Origin of the sequence: Stutzerimonas sp. VN223-3 (assembly GCF_045999685.1) — a bacterium.
Taxonomy (GTDB): domain Bacteria; phylum Pseudomonadota; class Gammaproteobacteria; order Pseudomonadales; family Pseudomonadaceae; genus Stutzerimonas; species Stutzerimonas stutzeri_AR.
On record NZ_RBEC01000003.1, the window covers coordinates 295,759 to 313,254 of the forward strand.

13 protein-coding genes are annotated in these 17,496 nt (G+C 61.6%); 6 read left to right on the top strand and 7 right to left on the bottom strand.

All coding sequences use genetic code 11. The features are described 5' to 3' along the window. The first annotated feature begins 354 nt into the window (after window positions 1-354). Together D7241_RS17235 and D7241_RS17240 are read left to right on the top strand one after the other, a co-directional pair. On the top strand, window positions 355-1,644 hold the full coding sequence (locus tag D7241_RS17235; RefSeq protein WP_408102562.1) for a maltoporin: 1,290 nt from the start codon (window positions 355-357) through the stop codon (window positions 1,642-1,644). Between the two features lie 158 nt (window positions 1,645-1,802). After that, complete coding sequence (locus tag D7241_RS17240; RefSeq protein ID WP_408102563.1) at window positions 1,803-2,726, top strand: MalM family protein; 924 nt, start codon at window positions 1,803-1,805, stop codon at window positions 2,724-2,726. A gap of 21 nt (window positions 2,727-2,747) precedes the next feature. On the opposite strand, the gene D7241_RS17245 is transcribed toward D7241_RS17240, so the two are convergent. The 4 genes from D7241_RS17245 to D7241_RS17260 all read right to left on the bottom strand — a co-directional run bounded on the left by D7241_RS17245 (window position 2,748) and on the right by D7241_RS17260 (window position 6,707). Further along, complete coding sequence (locus tag D7241_RS17245) at window positions 2,748-4,622, bottom strand: MFS transporter (RefSeq protein WP_408102564.1); 1,875 nt, start codon at window positions 4,620-4,622, stop codon at window positions 2,748-2,750. A 97-nt stretch (window positions 4,623-4,719) separates the two neighbouring features. After that, window positions 4,720-5,046, bottom strand: coding sequence for an AzlD domain-containing protein (locus tag D7241_RS17250; protein WP_255978881.1), 327 nt, complete (start codon window positions 5,044-5,046; stop codon window positions 4,720-4,722). Beyond that, complete coding sequence (locus D7241_RS17255) at window positions 5,046-5,759, bottom strand: AzlC family ABC transporter permease (protein ID WP_408102565.1); 714 nt, start codon at window positions 5,757-5,759, stop codon at window positions 5,046-5,048. The genes D7241_RS17250 and D7241_RS17255 overlap by 1 nt, the downstream gene beginning before the upstream one ends. A 378-nt stretch (window positions 5,760-6,137) precedes the next feature. After that, complete coding sequence (locus D7241_RS17260; RefSeq protein WP_255978885.1) at window positions 6,138-6,707, bottom strand: GNAT family N-acetyltransferase; 570 nt, start codon at window positions 6,705-6,707, stop codon at window positions 6,138-6,140. Between the two features lie 487 nt (window positions 6,708-7,194). Between D7241_RS17260 and D7241_RS17265 the strand changes: the two genes are divergently transcribed. After that, on the top strand, window positions 7,195-10,665 hold the full coding sequence (locus D7241_RS17265) for a NahK/ErcS family hybrid sensor histidine kinase/response regulator (protein ID WP_408102566.1): 3,471 nt from the start codon (window positions 7,195-7,197) through the stop codon (window positions 10,663-10,665). 11 nt (window positions 10,666-10,676) lie between these two features. Here the strand turns inward: D7241_RS17265 and rmuC are convergent, their stop codons facing one another. Together rmuC and D7241_RS17275 are read right to left on the bottom strand one after the other, a co-directional pair. Further along, window positions 10,677-12,152, bottom strand: coding sequence for a DNA recombination protein RmuC (rmuC, locus tag D7241_RS17270; RefSeq protein ID WP_408102567.1), 1,476 nt, complete (start codon window positions 12,150-12,152; stop codon window positions 10,677-10,679). A 90-nt stretch (window positions 12,153-12,242) separates the two neighbouring features. After that, window positions 12,243-12,596, bottom strand: coding sequence for a tetratricopeptide repeat protein (locus D7241_RS17275; RefSeq protein ID WP_255979324.1), 354 nt, complete (start codon window positions 12,594-12,596; stop codon window positions 12,243-12,245). Between the two features lie 558 nt (window positions 12,597-13,154). On the opposite strand from D7241_RS17275, the gene D7241_RS17280 reads away from it, so the two are divergent. From D7241_RS17280 to D7241_RS17290, 3 genes are read left to right on the top strand one after another with little or no spacing between them, the layout of a single operon-like run. After that, window positions 13,155-15,734, top strand: coding sequence for a YdbH domain-containing protein (locus tag D7241_RS17280; protein ID WP_408102568.1), 2,580 nt, complete (start codon window positions 13,155-13,157; stop codon window positions 15,732-15,734). A 38-nt stretch (window positions 15,735-15,772) separates the two neighbouring features. Beyond that, on the top strand, window positions 15,773-15,964 hold the full coding sequence (locus D7241_RS17285; RefSeq protein WP_025241104.1) for a YnbE family lipoprotein: 192 nt from the start codon (window positions 15,773-15,775) through the stop codon (window positions 15,962-15,964). A 23-nt stretch (window positions 15,965-15,987) separates the two neighbouring features. Beyond that, window positions 15,988-16,332, top strand: coding sequence for a YdbL family protein (locus D7241_RS17290; protein ID WP_255978893.1), 345 nt, complete (start codon window positions 15,988-15,990; stop codon window positions 16,330-16,332). Between the two features lie 42 nt (window positions 16,333-16,374). Here the strand turns inward: D7241_RS17290 and D7241_RS17295 are convergent, their stop codons facing one another. Beyond that, a complete protein-coding gene (locus D7241_RS17295) occupies window positions 16,375-17,361 on the bottom strand; it encodes a lipid A deacylase LpxR family protein (protein ID WP_408102569.1) in 987 nt (328 codons plus the stop codon). Window positions 17,362-17,496 lie beyond the last annotated feature (135 nt).

The window sequence follows — 17,496 nt, forward strand, 5'->3', positions numbered from 1 at the left end:
AATTGTTGTGAGCACCCGACTGCGGGAATCAGCTCCCCGGATGACAGGGCGCGGACGGCGCCAACGACACCGCCTGCCAGCCCAGACTGCCGCGCCAGGCCGCCTCGCCATACCTCCCCCCTGGCTTTTTTCCGGGCTTAGTGGCCAGGCGTAATGCACACCGGCATACGCGCCCATCTCCCTCCTCCCCCGCTACGCCCCACCGCTCCGCCTCGAAAAAAAACGGTCGGGAGGATGTTGCGAACGTCGTCGATCCGCAGGCTTTCGTCACCGCCAGCCCGATCCAAATACGGAGGATGTTGGCGCCATGGCTGGCAGTACCTGATCCAACAACAAGAACAAAGGACTTTCACGATGAACCCGCAACAATCCGTACGTCTCTTGCAACCCACCCTGCTTTGCACGGCCTTGCTCGCAGCAATGCCTGCGCAGGCTGTGGACTTCCATGGCTATTTGCGCTCCGGTATCGGCGCTACCGCTGGCGGTGGTGATCAGGCCTGCTTTCAGGCAGCAGGGGCGCCGGCCAAATATCGCCTCGGCAACGAGTGCGAGACCTATGCCGAAATCGGCCTGGGTCAGGAAGTCTGGAAAGAGGGCGAGAAAAGCTTCTACGTCGACAGCATGATCGCTTATGTCTCCCGCCAGGGTAACGACTATGAAGCAACCCGTACCAACGCCGACGGTGGTGCGAATCACCCGTTCGATGAGGCGGGTGATGTCGCCATCCGCCAGTTCAACGTAGTGGGCAACAACCTGATCGAATCACTGCCGGGCGCAGATATCTGGGCCGGTAAGCGCTACTACAAGCGCCACGATGTGCATATCAACGATTACTACTACTGGGACGTATCCGGTCCGGGCGCTGGCATTGAGGACATCGATCTGGGCTTCGCCAAGGCCAGCTTCGCCTGGATTCGTAACACTGACGGTGACTACGTCTACCAAGGCTCGGGAACCGGCACCAACCTCGCCAACGACACCCTCGACTTCCGTCTGGCCGAGATTGATGTCAACCCCAACGGCAAGCTCGAAATCGGCTACGACTACGGCAAGGCCAACCTCACCGACGAACAGGAAAGCGATCCGGGCTACACCGATCAGAAAGGCCACTTGGTTACCCTCGAACACACTCAGGCCAGCTGGTTCGGCGGCTACAACAAGCTGGCGGTTCAGTACGGCACTGACGGCATCATCGGCAGTAGCGGTCGCAACAGCACCGGCAACAGTGATGGCGACATGCTCCGTCTGGTCAACCAGGGTGTGGTTGGCATCACTGATGACATCGAAATGATGTACGTGCAGATCTACGAAGACCGCGACTTCGACAACGAATCCGGTCAGACCTGGACCTCCTTTGGTGTGCGTCCGGTGTACAAGTGGAGCGACGTCATGAGCACCGCGTTCGAGTTCGGCTACGACTACGTCGACCCGCAAGCTGACGGTCTGGATTCGCGCGACCTGAAGAAATTCACCATCGCCCAACAATGGTCAGCCGGCCGCAGCTTCTGGGCACGCCCGCAAATTCGTGTGTTCGCCACCTACGCCATGTGGGACGGCGATACCTACCAGGCGGCGAGCGAGTCCATCGATGTCGGTGACGACGACGGGCTGACCTTTGGCGTCCAGGCCGAAGCCTGGTGGTAATTGCCTGAGTGTCGGCGGCGTGCGGCGGTCTCTCTCCTCCCGCTGCGCACGCCGGCTCTGGGCAACGCTTCTCACTTTCCGCTCCCACCGTTTTGGCGGTGTTTTACCCCGACCGTGGCTGGTCGGGGTCTTTTTCGATTGGCGATTGGAGTTTCACCATGAGCAATCTGCGATTCCCCCTGCTTAGCCTCGCCGTTCTGCTGATCACCGGCTGCGGTAGCGAACCATTGCGCCGTGTGGATGCCCTGGCGCATACACCCGCCCCGCTGGAGCTATCCATGACCGACGCCCGTCAGGCGTTGGCGAGCTCGCCGATCTGCTGCGACGCGATCGAAAATCTGCCCTTTCAACCGATCCCCGTGAATTTTTCCGGTGACGTGACGCTGGACGCCACGGCCTCGGCCTACCGCTTCGACAGCGGCAAAAGCTTTTTCCGCGCCTTCGCACTGCCCAAGGACAGCAAGTCCTTCGAGATTCGTCTTTACAGTCAGGCCGGCGAGACTGTGCTGGCCCCTAGCGCCATGCTGCTCGACAGCCGCTTGCGCCCCACGCGCCTGCTCGATGCTGACGACTTCACCTACGCCCCCGCTTCCGGCCTGAAAGGCGACAGCCTGGACGCTCGCCTGCGCATCGACCGCACCTACCTGAACAACCCAGGCAACGAGTACTACCTCGTACTGTTCACCAGCGAGCGCCAGATGCAGGGCCAGACGACCCTCGAACACCCGGCCAAGGCCTACGCCAAGGCGCTGGGCAACGAGCCGCCTAGCCTTCCCGATCCAGTGGCGCAGCATTCGCCCACCGGCGTGATCAAGATGGTGCTGATCGAAGACAAGGTCGCGGGCCAACAAGCCAATACCTATGTGCCGGCCTATAGCATCGGCCGCGAGATGGGCAACGATCTGCCTTCCGTACCTGCACCCGCTGTACTGCCGGAAACCCAGGCCTACTACCGTCAGGGCATCGATGCGGCATTGGCGGCGAAGGATCTGGAACGCGGGCTGCGCCTGGCCGACGAAGCCGCACGGGTGGGCGACCCAAGCGCCAAGGCCTATCTGCTCGAACGCATCGAGATCAAATAGAGACGATGCGGCGACCTGCGCTTAGCGCCGGTCGCCGCGTAACAGGCTGACCCGCGCCTGTAGCTGCTGGCGATTGACTTCGCTCGCAGCGACGGGCGCGCTGGCGACGAGGTCTACCCGTGACCAGATGCGACGGAGAAATCCCTTGTTCGGATCGCGACTGAAGAAGCTTCCCCATAATCCACGTAGCGCCATAGGCACCACCGGCACCGGATTCGCCTGTAGAACGCGCTCTACCCCCGCTTTGAATTCATTCATTTCGCCATCGGTGGTGAGCTTGCCTTCTGGGAAGATGCACACCAGTTCGCCGTTGCTCAGGTAACGGCTGATGCGCTCGAACGCCTCGGTGTAGATCGCTTCGTCCTCATGTCGCGCCGCAATGGGCACCGCGCCCGCAGTTCGAAAGATGAAATTCAGCACCGGGATTCGGAAGATCTTGTAGTACATGACGAAGCGCACGGGCCGGCGCACGGCACCGGCGATCAGCAGCGCATCGACGAATGACACATGGTTGCAGACCAGCACTGCTGGGCCTTCCTCTGGGATCGCGTCGAGCCCTTGCTGACGCACCCGGTACATGGAGTGGCCGAGCAGCCACACCAGAAACCGCATGCTGAATTCCGGCACGATGCTGAAGATGTAGGCGCTTACTGCCACGTTCATCAGCGATACCACGAGGAACAGTTGCGGAATCGACAACCCCGCGACACTCAACAGCAAGATGGCGACCAGCGCCGAGGCGACCATGAACAGCGCGTTGAGAATATTGTTTGCCGCCACAACCCGTGCCCGCTCGTGCTCCGCCGTGCGCGACTGGATCAGCGCATACAGCGGCACGATGTAGAACCCGCCAAACACGCCTATGCCGAGCACCGAGGCGAGAATCCACCAGGCCTGTGCGAAGCTCAGCAACCCAAGCCAATCGTGCGGCGTCGCCGCCTGCGGGAACCCGCCCGAATGCCACCACAACAAGAGGCCAAACAGCGTCAGACCAAAGGAGCCGAACGGTACCAGGCCAATTTCCACTTTATGCCCGGAGAGGCGTTCGCAGAGCAGCGAGCCGAGGGCTATACCCACCGAGAAGACCGTCAAAATCAGCGTGACGACGGTTTCATCGCCATGCAGCAGATTCTTCGAATAGGCCGGGATCTGGGTCAGGTAGGTCGCGCCGAGAAACCAGAACCATGAGTTACCGATCAGCGAGCGCGAAACCGAGAGGCGCTGCCCCAGCCCCATGCGCAAGATCGCGCCGGTCTGACGAAACAGGTTCCAGTCCATCTTCAGAGACGGTAGAGAGGCTCCGGTCGCAGGTACCCCGCGGCTGGCGAGGTAGCCGGCGATTGCCACCAGCACGACGCTGCCGGCAATCAACTGAGCGTAACCCTCGCTGGCCATCATCACGCCAGCGGTTATCGTTCCGGCGAGAATTGCCAGAAAGGTGCCCATTTCCACCAGCGCGTTGCCGCCAACCAGCTCGTGATCTTTCAGCAGTTTGGGCAATACGGAATATTTGACCGGCCCGAACAGCGCCGACTGGGTGCCCATGCAGAACAGCACGACCAGCAACATCGGAAGGTTGCCTAACAGCATGCCGGCAGCTCCGGCAAGCATGATGAAGATCTCACCGGCCTTGATCGCACGAATCAGGCGCTCCTTGGCGAATTTCTCACCCAGCTGACCGCCAAGCGCAGAAAACAGGAAGAACGGAAGAATGAACAGCAACGCGCACAGGTTGATCAGCAGGCTGGTGTCAGCGTTCGAGCCAATCTTGTAGAGGATCGCCAGTATCAACGCCTGCTTGAACAGGTTGTCGTTGAAGGCCCCTGATAACTGAGTCAGGAAGAACGGCAGGAAGCGCCGCTTGCCGAACAGCGTGAACTGCGAATGAGTGGTCATCGATCCGGTTCCATGGAGAAGACGTTGTTTCTTGGAGCGTGGCAGGCCGTCGGAGGACACATCATGGTCGCTTTCGAACGGCGTGCTGGGCGGTCCATCACAGCGGCAGCTGCCCGAACGCCCAACGCAATAGGAAGAAGCTCAACAGCCCGCCAGCAATAGTCGCCAGCAGGTTGCGGCTAACCGCGGCGATGAGGATTGCCAGCACACCGGCCAACAAGTACGCATTACGCCAATCCAGCGCCCATTCGCCCTCGGGCATCAACATGCCCGGCACTACGATGGCGGTCAGCACGGCGACCGGCACGTAGTGCAGCCCCTGTTCCACCAGACGCGGAAAGCGCAGGTTGGGCCAGGCGAAAAAGCTGTAACGGATCATGAAGGTGATCGCCAGCATTCCAAGAATCAAAAGCCAGGTCTGCATCAGAGCGCCTCCCGATTCAACTGACGCTCGGCCCGTTGTTCTAGATAGACGCCGACAACGATTCCAGCCAGTGCCGCGGCGATCAGGCCAAGCTTGTAAGGCAACTCCCAGGTCAACAACGCCACGGCACCGGCCACCAGCGCCGAAGCCACCTGCGGGCGGGTGCGCATCATCGGCACGGCGATGCCGATGAAGGTCGCGATCATGGCGAAATCCAGGCCCCAGCTGGCCACGTTCGGCACGGCTTGGCCGAAGGCGATACCTGCCAACGTCGCCAGTTGCCAGCTCAGGTACATGGTCAGCGCCGCACCGAGGAAGAACCAGTGCTTGTGTGGCGAGGCATCTTCGCTGGCATAGCGATGCTGAATCACGGCGAAGGCCTCATCCGTCAGCCAGAAGGCCAACGGCACCCGCCAGCGGCTCGGCAGATGCCGCACGAACGGTTGCAGCGCCGCGCTGTAAAGCGCATGGCGCAGGTTGACCACGAAGGTAGTCAGCAGCACCACGGCCGCGCCCACCCCGCCGGTAATCAGGGTGATTGCAATAAATTGCGCGGAGCCGGCGAAGACCAGCGCCGACATGCCCATGGTTTGCCAGGTAGAAAGCCCGGCGCCGATCGAAAGCGTGCCGAAGATGATGCCAAACGGGATGGCGCCGACGATCAACGGGAAGATATCGCGGCAACCGTGCAAGAATTCTTGCGAGCGGGACATCGGTGCTCCTTAGGTATGTACCGCAAACGGTAACGAGCTACGCACCGCCATTACGGCCGGAGCGTAGGAAGTATCGAAGACAGGTTGATGACCACGGGACAACCTGCCCGCGGAGACGGCAGACATTACCTTATGTCGAGGCCTGAGGGCGACGGGGCGTGCGTTACGTGGGCTTGTACGGGACCGGAGCCGCTTTCCCTCACCCCAACCCTCTCCCAAAGGGAGAGGGAGCTAAAAGCGAGTCTGTGATTGTTACCGGCAACGGGATTGGAGCCTGGCGCCGTATCTGTAGACCAACAGCCCAACCGAAATACCTCGCCATAGGATGGCGTAGAGCGAAGCGAAACCCATCACCGATGCCGACTCGATTCCAACGAATCAACCGTTCGCCCGCGCCTCCAACACATCCCTGACCGCCGGCCATTCACGGTCGGTGATGCTATAGAGCACCGTGTCGTCCAGGCGTCCATCGGCTAAACGTCGATGATTGCGCAACAGGCCTTCGCGCTCGGCGCCGAGCTTCTCGATGGCGCGTTGGGAGCGCAGGTTGCTGGCGGCGGTCTTCAGTTGCAGGCGCACCAGTTGCCAGTCTTCGAAGGCGTGCTTGAGCAACAGGTATTTGATCGAAGTGTTCAGACCAGTGCCGTGCTCGGCCTTGTCCAGCCAAGTCCAGCCGAGCTCGCCAGCCGGCAGCGACGGATTGAAGTCGGCGAAGCGAGTAGTGCCGATGATGCGGTCGGCCATGCGCAGGGTGAACGCCACTGCGCGACCTTCACGCTGCTCGCTGAGGGCGAAGCGATACCAATCCGGGCGCAGCGGCCCGTTGAGGTAGATCAGCTCGTCGCGGTTCCGCTCGGCGAGATCCACCAGAGCCGGAATATCGGCTTCTGCGAGTGGGTCCAGACGCAAGGCTCCCCTCTGCAAAGTGACCGGGCGCGGCGTAAACATCGATATTCTCCTGACGGGCGGATGGGACGCTGTTGTGATCGTTGCGCAGGCGGGAAGTGCCCCGCAAACGACGCAACCCACTCGCCATGTGCGGTTCGGGTCGGGACAGGTCGCCTCCGCGTGCCATCAACCAAACCGAACCAATGTCTAGGACGGTACTTTCGCCCGTTTCATCTGCGACGACCAGCCTCATGCGACCATGGTCGCAGCCGCAACACGCGGGCCTCTTTTACTGCGAAACTTTGCAAATTCATCTATCACTAAGCGGCAGCTCCGGTTATCCGATAGCTGCCGAGCATAAGCTGTCGCCCGAGCGGTATTCCGGTTCTAACAGACGCATCGCACCGGCTGACCTCGGTCAGCACAATCGGCGCGACCGCCCTGCTATACCGACATTGCTTGAGCGCCGCCAGGCTCGGCATGCCCGACCAGTCCAAACGACCGGCCAGGGCGCAAGCCCGCACTTTATTTGCTGTCTGGAGTTCGCATGTTGTTGTCCGGTGGGCTGATCGCGCTGGTCGCCTTCACTTATATGGCTGTGCTGTTTGCGATCGCCTTTTATGGCGATCGCAACCGTGCAGAGATGTCGCCGCGGGTACGCGCCTGGGTCTATAGCCTGTCGCTGGCGGTCTATTGCACCAGCTGGACATTCTTCGGCGCCGTCGGCCAGGCGGCCGAACAGCTCTGGTCGTTCCTGCCGATTTACCTCGGGCCAATTCTGCTGATGCTGCTGGCGCCTCAGGTGATCCAGAAAACGATCATGATCAGCAAGCAGGAGAACATTACCTCTATCGCCGACTTCATCGCGGCCCGCTACGGCAAGTCCCAGCTGCTGGCGGTGGTCGTGACGCTGATCTGCCTGGTCGGCGTTTTGCCCTACATCGCCCTGCAGCTCAAGGGCATCGTGCTCGGTGTGAACCTGCTGATCGGCAAGCACAGCGAAGCTGTTGCCGGCTCCGGCGCGCAGGACACGGCACTGATCGTATCCGTGGTGCTGGCGCTGTTCACGGTGCTGTTCGGTACGCGCAACCTGGATGTCACCGAGCACCACCGCGGCATGGTGTTGGCGATTGCCTTCGAGTCCCTGGTCAAGCTGTTCGCCTTCATGGCGGTCGGCGCCTTCGTCACATTCGGCCTGTATGACGGCTTCGGCGATCTGTTCAATCAGGCTTACGATTCCTCGGAGCTGACAGGATTCTGGGAGGAGACGGTGAATTGGCCGGCGATGCTGGTGCAGACCTCCGTGGCGCTGATGGCCATTGTTTGCTTGCCCCGGCAGTTTCACGTGACCGTGGTGGAAAACATCGAGCCGCGCGACTTCCGCCTGGCGCGCTGGGTATTCCCGCTATATCTGATGCTGGCCGTAGTGTTCGTCATCCCGATCGCCCTGGCCGGCCAGATGCTGCTGCCGGGCGGGGTCAGTCCGGACTCCTTCGTGATCAGCTTGCCACTGGCCGAAGCGCACCCGGCGCTGGCGATGCTGGCCTTCATCGGGGGCGCATCGGCTGCCACCGGCATGGTCATCGTCGCCAGCGTGGCCTTGTCGACCATGGTATCGAACGACATGCTGCTGCCTTGGCTGTTGCGCCGCAATGAAGCCGAGCAACCCTTCGAGGAATTCCGCCACTGGATGCTGTCGGTACGCCGCATCAGCATCGTCGCGATCCTGCTGCTGGCCTACGTCAGCTATCGTCTGCTCGGCTCCAGCGCGAGCCTGGCGACCATCGGCCAGATTGCCTTCGCGGCCCTGACCCAGCTGGCGCCGGCGATGGTCGGAGCCTTGTATTGGAAGCAGGCCAATCGCCGCGGTGTGTTTGCCGGCCTCGCCGCCGGCGCGATGATTTGGGTCTACACGCTGATCCTGCCGCTGCTCGGCTGGCCGCTGGAGATGTTCCCAGGTCTGCAGTGGATGTACACCGCCCAGCTGCCGTTCGACACCAGCGCGCTGACGCTCGGCGTAATGCTGTCGCTGGTGGGCAACGCGACGTTGTTCTTCTGGGTCTCGATCCTGTCGCAAACCCGCGTGGCCGAACACTGGCAGGCCAGCCGCTTCATCGGTCAGGAGATTCACCCGACAGCCAGCACGCGCCGGCTGCTGGCCGTGCAGGTCGAAGATCTGCTGTCGCTGGCGTCGCGCTTCGTCGGTGCAGAGCGCGCAGAGCTCAGTTTCCAGCGCTTCGCCCGCCGCCATGGCCATGATTATTCGCCCAAGCAGCAGGCCGATGGCCAGTGGATCGCTCATACCGAGCGTCTGCTGGCCGGTGTGCTGGGCGCCTCCTCGACCCGCGCCGTGGTCAAGGCCGCGCTGGAGGGTCGCGACATGCAAGTCGATGACGTGGTGCGCATCGTCGGCGAGGCTTCCGAGGTGCTGCAGTTCAACCGTGCCCTGCTGCAAGGCGCGATTGAGAACATCACCCAGGGCATCAGTGTGGTCGACCAGTCGCTGCGGCTGGTCGCCTGGAACCATCGCTACCTGGAAATGTTCGAGTACCCGGAGGAGCTGGTCTACATTGGCCGGCCGATTGCCGACGTAATTCGCTACAACGCCGAACGCGGCCTCTGTGGCCCCGGAGATCCTGATACCCACGTGGCCAAACGGCTGTACTGGATGCGCCAGGGTCGCGCCCATACCTCCGAGCGGCTGTTCCCCAACGGCCGGGTGGTCGAGCTGATCGGCAACCCGATGCCGGGCGGCGGCTTCGTCATGAGTTTCAGTGACATCACCGCCTTCCGCGAAGCCGAACGTGGACTGAAGGATGCCAACGAAGGCCTGGAGCAGCGCGTTACCGAGCGGACCCTGGAACTGTCGAAACTGAACAAGGCGCTGACCGAAGCCAAGAGCACCGCTGAAACCGCCAATCAATCGAAGACGCGTTTTCTGGCAGCGGTCAGCCATGACCTGATGCAGCCATTGAACGCCGCACGACTATTCTCCGCTGCCCTGTCGCACCAGCAAGAGGTCCTGCCGAGCGAAGCGCAAGATCTCGTTCGCCACCTGGACAGCTCGCTGCGCTCGGCCGAGGACCTGATTTCCGATCTGCTGGATATTTCGCGCCTGGAAAACGGTCGCATCACTCCAGATCGCAATCCCTTCCCGCTCGCCACCTTGTTCGACACCCTGAGCACCGAGTTCACGGTGCTGGCCGCTGAGCAAGGCGTCGACTTCCGGGTGCATGGCAGCCGGTTGCGGGTCGACAGCGATATCCGCCTGCTGCGCCGGGTACTGCAGAACTTCCTCACCAATGCCTTCCGCTATGCCAAGGGGCGCGTGGTGCTGGGCGTGCGGCGTCAGGGCGCGTCGCTGCGTCTGGAAGTCTGGGACCGCGGCCCGGGCATCGCCGAAGACAAGCTGCGGGTGATCTTCGAGGAATTCAAACGCCTGGACAGCCACCAGACCCGCGCTGAGAAAGGACTGGGACTAGGCCTGGCGATTGCTGACGGCTTCTGCCAGGTCCTCGACCACCCCCTGGCGGTGCGCTCCAAGCCCGGTAAAGGCAGCGTGTTCAGCGTGACCGTGCCGATCGCCAGCAATGTGAGCCGGCAGGTAAAGGCCAACGGCAAAGGCGAAGCGCAACAAACAGCGCTGACGGGCATCCAGGTGCTGTGCATCGACAACGAGGACAGCATCCTGGTCGGCATGCATAGCCTGCTATCACGCTGGGGCTGCCAGGTCTGGACGGCCAGCAACCGGGCCGATTGTGTGGCGTTGCTCAAGGAGGACGTAAGGCCGCAACTGGTCCTGGTCGACTACCACCTGGACCATGGCGAAACCGGTTCCGAGTTGATGGCCTGGCTGCGTACCCGCCTCGGCGAGCCGGTGCCCGGCGTGGTGATCAGCGCCGATGGCCGCCCAGAGCTGATCGCCGCGGTCCATGCAGCCGGTCTGGATTTCCTCGCCAAACCGGTCAAGCCGGCCGCGCTACGTGCCCTGATGAGCCGCCACGTGCCGTTGCACTGAGCGGCGGCGTACTAGTCCTCAGCTTCTTCAAGCGGTGTCTCGGCACCGGCACGCTCGAGCCAGTCGGCTGGCAGCCGTTTGCTTGCTCGCGCGCCTAGCAGCTTGAGCTGTTCGGCGCGGCCGACGAGGTTGCCGCGCCCATCGGTGAGCTTGTTGCGCGCACCGATATAGGCCTTGTCCAGTTGCTGCAGGCGATTGCCGATTTCGTCCAAGTCCTGAATGAACGCGGCGAATTTGTCGTAAAGCGCCCCAGCCCGTTCAGCGATTTCACGGGCGTTCTGGCTCTGCCGCTCCTGGCGCCAAAGGCTGTCGATCACCCGCAGCGTGGCCAACAGAGTAGTCGGGCTGACAATCACGATGTGCCTGCCATACGCCTCCTGGAACAGCTCTGGATCGGCCTGTAGCGCAGCTGCAAAGGCGGCCTCTATAGGCACGAAGAGCAGCACGAAATCCAGGCTCTGCAGGCCTTCGAGGCGCTGGTAATCCTTCAGCGACAAACCCTTCAAGTGATTACGCAACGACAGCACATGCTGTTTGAGGGCCAGCGCGCGGCTGCCTTCGTCTTCGGCGCAGGTCAGCGCCTGGTAAGCCGTCAGGCTGACTTTCGCGTCCACGACGACCTGTTTGTCGCCCGGTAGCTGAATCAATACGTCCGGCTGGAAGCGCTCGCCATCGGCGCTCCTGAGGCTGACCTGGGTGTGGTATTCGCGGCCCTTCTCCAGCCCGGCATGTTCCAGCACCCGCTCGAGAATCAGCTCGCCCCAGTTGCCTTGGGTTTTCTGCCCCTGCAGGGCGCGGGTCAAGTTGGTCGCCTCGTCACCCAGCCGCTGGTTCAGCTGCTGCAGCCGTTCGAGCTCCTTGGCCAGCGAAAACCGCTCGCGGGCTTCGTTCTGATAGCTCTCCTCGACGCGCTTTTCGAATGACTGGATACGCTCCTTCAGCGGATCGAGCAGCTGCCCGAGACGCTCTTGGCTGGCTTCGGCGAAACGCTGCTCGCGCTCCTCGAAGATCTTTCCGGCCAGCTCGGCGAATTGCGCGCGCAGCTCGTCGCGGGCGCCTTGGAGATCTTCCAGACGCTGATCGTGAGTCTTCCGCTGTTCGTTCAGTTCGGCATTGACCGCCGCGTGAGCTGCGCTCAACGTGCGCAGCTCGGCCTGCTGGGCATCGCGCTCGGCCTGTAGATCGTCGAGGTTTTCACGGGTTTCCAGGCGCTGAGCCTGCAGCCACTCGGTCTCCCGTCGCAAGGCGGCCAATTCGGCCTGCAGCGCGGCGCGGGTTTCCGTGAGATCAGCATGTTCCAGGCGACTGGTTTCCAACTGTGCACTGAGGCCTTCTTGGGCCATGACCGCCTGACTCAGGCGCTCGTCCAGCAGCGCCAGCTCGGCCTGCCGTTGAGAGAGCCGTCGCTGCAACAGGCCCGCCACGGTCGCCAACATCAGGCAAAGAGCGCCGAGCCCGGCAAGCAGATAGGTTGATTCGAGAGGCATGAACTGCTCCGGCTGAATTGCCGGGCAGTATAGCCAGCGAGGCCCTTCCGGTCAGTTCAGACCCTCTGCCACGCTGATGAGGATTGCTACTTAGCGCTTGGCCTGTAACTGCTGTAGCACTCGTGAGGCTTCGGCAGAACCCTGCGCCGCAGCCTGCTCCAGCCAGTGCCTGGCCTTGCGCAGCTCGCGGTGCTTCGGCTGACAGTACAGCTGGCCAAGTTCCAGCTGCGCCTGGCAGTCACCGGCACGCGCCGCCTGACGCAGCAGCTCGAGACCGATACGACGGTCACGCTGGCTGTCGCAATCATTACAGAGCAACCGTCCCAGGCGGCTCTGCGCTTCGACCACACCTTCCAGCGCGGGCTGCTTGAGCATCCGGCCGGCGATACGTTTGACGCTCTTGGTCTGTCCTAGACGCTGGCTGTCCAGCAGCCACAACGCCATGCGCAATGGCAGGCGTGGAGAGGATGAAGCGCTATCGGCCGAAGCCGAAGCAAGAGTACGCGTTCTCATGGTCACCGAAAGCTTCGGGGGACAAGGGCGCGCACTCTACTCTTTTTTTCGGAGAGTTAAAGTCTTGCAAAATGCTGAAAACGCGATCCGTATCACACAAAAATTTAATCCACAGAAGCTGTGGATTACTCTGTGGGCAAACAGGTTACAGATTTCCCTAGCGCTGATGGTTAGGGGCCTGCGGTTAAACTGGCGCTTTTTTCGCCAAAGAAATTTATCCTTATTTTTCAATAAGTTAATTATCGATCTATGGGCCAACGCGGTTTACGACAGTTTGTCATAAGCGCTTGACAATGCGCTCCGCAGAATGTGCACAAGTTTGGCGCAACAAGCGCAAACCGCCCGTCCAAAGCGCTTCCGCGGGCTTTGGAGCGAGCAACTCGGGAACTTTTCGAAAGATGGCCAGTCGTCGGCTGCGCCGATTCGAGGCACGTCGCGCGCGTGCATCGAGCAGCTTATGCTTGCACGTTGACCACAACGGGAAGGGCTATGACGAAGCAGCGCAAAACCCTGGCCTGGGCGGTTGCAGGCGTACTCGTGCTCGTCGTAGGAACCGGCGTTTACGGCGGATTCCGCTGGCAGGAATTCAAGCACAAACATGGAATTGTCACGTTCGATGTCAGCGGCTTGCGCCTGACAGCTGACAGCCTCTTCCTGCGACAAATTGTCTTGATCCAGCAGCCAGTGGCCGACGAACGGCGTGACATTACGGTCAAAGGTCTGCAACTCGAGGTCGGTACCTGGTGGCAGCCGCTACCGCTTCGGTCACTCAGCATTGATCACCTTGAAGCACAGTGGCAGCAAGCACCGGGTACGGACGTCGGTACTGTCAGCGAGGATGAGCCGCTCGCCTTGCCCGATCGCACGCAACTCGAACGCTGGGCAGCCTGGATTCCCCGGCAGGGCCGCATCGCTTCCCTCGACTTGGCCCTGCCCTGTGCAAGCGGCACTTGCCGGGAACAGGGTCAAATGAAGTGGCAGCACGCAGGTGAGCAAGTGCTGCCAGCCGAGGTGAGCATGCAGGTGCAGCGCAACACGCATCGCCTGTCGCTGCTGGCTGATATGTACGAACAAGGCGACAAAACCCATGTGGATCTACAGCTGCAGCTGGACGGCCAGCAGCGCCTGACCATGCAGAACCAGCTGACACCTGATGGCAGCGCAACACGATGGCGCGGCAGTCTGGCCATGAGTGAACTACCGGAAGCGCCATGGCTGCTGGAATGGCTAGCCGATTGGACGGCCTACGTGCCGCCGCCACTGCCCCAGTTACCCGAGCAAATGCGCATCGGTGCCGGTTGGGCGCTATATATCGATCAGAACGGCCTCAAAGACGGCTGGAAAGCCTTGAAAGGCGAGTTGCGGCTGTCCGCAAACCTTCCCACGCCCTGGCCTGTGGCGGAGCTCGGCCAGTTGCAGGGCCAGCTGGATCTGACCGCCAAAGCCGACCGCGGCAGTTGGATCCCGACGGCGCTAGCGGTGGATATGCAACTGCAGCCCGCCGCCGCGCTGGTCGCCAAACTGCCAGCCCAGCTAAGGCCTGCAAATGTCCACTTGGTCGTTACGCCAGGTCCTGCAAGCGAGTCGGCCTCAACGCTGCCATTGAGAATGCAGCTGACCGCGCGCGGTCCCTCTCCCGTCACGCTCGATGCGCAGCTCATGCTCGAAACCGCCGCTGCGCCCTTTGCCGTGGCTTTCGAGCAGACTCGCCTGAGCTTGCAAAGTCCCGCGCTGTCATTGCCACACATGGCAATGAAGGGATTGAGCGCCGATGTATTACTCAACGGCCGCGCCTCTGAAGAGGCCGTTATCGTTCGGCTCGCCAAGGGCTCGCAGCTCAAGCTGGATAGACTGACGAGCGGGACAGAGATCACCGCTGAAAATCTGCAATTGGATGTGGCCGGTATAAGCCTCGAGGCAGGCTTCACTGAACGGAAGCTGCAAAGGCTGCTGGTCGACGGACGCACCACAATGAACGTGGGCGAGCTGCGCCAGTCCTCGCTGCGCCCGCAGGGTTGGCGCTGGAGCGGCACGCTCAACGGCGATCGTGAACGGATTTCGCTCGATGGGCCGCTGGGCAACGATGCCGGGCTGACACTCCCACTCACGCTCACGCACAACTGGGCCAATGGCGCGATCCGCCTGAATGCCAAGCTCCCGGAGCTATTCCTGCGTGCCGGCAATCCGCTCGCCGCTACCCTCGCCGATTGGCCGCCAGTACTGGAGCTGAACACCGGCCGTCTGCAAGCTCAAGGGCAACTAGACGTACCTGCCGACGGACCACCCATCGCCACGGCGATGCTTACGGCCAAGGGCCTCGGCGGCATTTACGATCGCACCGAGCTGAGCGGACTCGACGCCAGCCTGGGCCTTGCATTGCAGCGCAACCAATTACGGCTGGACATAGAAGAACTGACCCTGCAGCAGGCCAACCCCGGCTTCACCTTCGGCCCATTGCGCTTCAACGGGGAATACGTCGGCAACCTCGAAAGCCTCGATCGAGGCCGCCTCGCCTGGACTATCGCTGAAGCTCAGCTGCTGGGCGGTAGGCTCTGGCTGGACCCCGGCGCTGTCGATCTGGGCGCCAGCAAACAACAGCTGACGGCTCATCTGCGCGGTTTGCAACTGCCGTTGTTGTTCGAGGCCTACCCCACCGAAGGCCTGTCCGGCACCGGCGTGGTCGACGGCGAGCTGCAATTACTACGCAGCGAGGCAGGCATAAGCATCGAACAGGGCTCGCTGCGGGCCCGTGAGCCAGGCGGCGTCCTGCAGTTCCGCTCCGCGAAGATTCAGGCGCTGGGCCAGTCCAATCCGGCGATGCGTCTGGTGACCGAGGCATTGGATGACTTCCACTACGACCTGCTCGCCAGCGACGTGCACTACGCCGCCGACGGCACGCTGAACCTCGGGCTGAAGCTGCACGGCCAAAACCCTGCACTGGAAGGCGGGCGACCGATCAACTTTTCGATCAATCTGGAAGAAGACATTCCAGCGCTACTGACCAGCCTGCAATTGTCCGATCGCGTCAGCGAAACCATTCAACGACGCGTGCAGGAGCGGCTCCGATGAGGCAATGTAGCGACGACCCCGTACAGGAGAAGACCGTCATGCGGTTGTGCCATCCCATCAGCATTCTGGCGCTGGCCTTGCTGGCCAGCGCCTGTACACCACGCGTAGAACTGGCCGTGCCCAACGAGCCGATCAACATCAACCTCAACGTGAAAATCGAGCACGAGATCTATATCAAGGTCGACAAGCAGCTCGACTCGATCATCAACGAAGACAGCGGTCTGTTCTGAGCCCGCCGCTCTGAAGGAATGTTATGAAAACCTATCTGAAACTCGGAACCCTGCTCATGGCGCTGTGCCTGGCCCTGCCCGCCGCCGCCATGACCCTTAACGAAGCCATGTCCGCCCTCGGCCAGGCCAAGGCCAGCGGCCAACTCGGCGAAAAGCCCGACGGTTATCTGGGCGTGGTGCAATCCGGCGGCGATGCCGAGGAGATCGCCAGCCAGATCAACCAAGCACGGCGCGCCGAATACCATCGCCTGGCGCAGAAGAACGGCATTAACGTCAGCGATGTCGAAGCGATTGCCGGCAAGAAGGCCCTCGAGAAAACCCCGTCCGGCCAGATCATCCAGCTAAACGGAACCTGGGTGAAAAAGTAAGAAGAACCTGCGGGGTGCGGATGCGCACCCCGCAAACCCTTTTCAGAACCAAGTCGAGACCGTCAACGAACCGAACTGGTCATGTTCATCCTGGCCGTTGAATTCGCGGGTGCGCCAGACACTGGCGAATGCGAGCTGCCAGCTGTTCCAGGTCAACGCCACCCCTGCCTTGGCATCCCCCACCCATTCGCGTGGGTCCACCGAATGGCTGCTCTTGAACGTATTGCCTTCGAGCAGCATGTTCTGCGCCATGTAGCGTCCTTCCACGTTGGCGAACAGGTTCCAGGCGAATCCGCCGCCCTGGTCGAAAAACATGCTGCCACTCTGCGCGGGCGCCACCGCCGGAATGCTGAAGCTGCGCGCCAGCCCTTGCCCGAAGCGCAACCCAAACCCGGCAGAACCATAGGTATAGAGATTGCCCAGCGCAAACCCAGCGCTCGGGCCGTATTCGAACTCCAACCCGCCGAGACGCTGCTGCAGCCACCAGCGATGTTGATAGGCAAGGTTTACGAAGGGCTCGTTGCGCAGCTGATTATCCCAACCCCGCGGTTCGTCGCTGTCAGTGACTTCGTGGACCCGGCGCTGGATTTTCTTACCACCAGCGGCAGGCCCGACGATCCCTACGTCCAGATGCAAACCGCTGGCGCCGCGCCACCCCTCGTGCTGGTCATCCGAAAAGATCGACATCCCGGCGAACAGCAAACCCGCATAGGGCCGATCGTCTTCGATCAGTTCGGCCCGCTCGAGATCGTTTGGCGTGTAGATTTGATGACCCAGCCGGTAAGCGACATTGTCCACCTCATCCGCGCTCCAGCCTGGCATAGCTCCGGCAAATCGCCGCGACCAGTGATCGGCATCAGGCTTGAATGAGCGCATCAACTCAAACCCGTTGGTGTAATGACCATCGCTGTCGCTGGCGATGATGTCGTTTTCGATTTTCAGCGAGTAAAGGTCCGCCTGGCTTGCGAGGGGGAAGCAAGCAACGAGTACGGCAAGAGAGATACGTGTGCGCAGCTGCGGAATTGCCATGGCCCAGCTCCTTGGTTACATGCAATGAAGTATGTATCAGCATGTTAGAGCCGGGGAATTCGCCAAACGTTCCGACAGATTCGCGAGCACGCTCGCAACTTCGAAGAGCAAGGACTTAGGCGGGGCTAGTGCTTC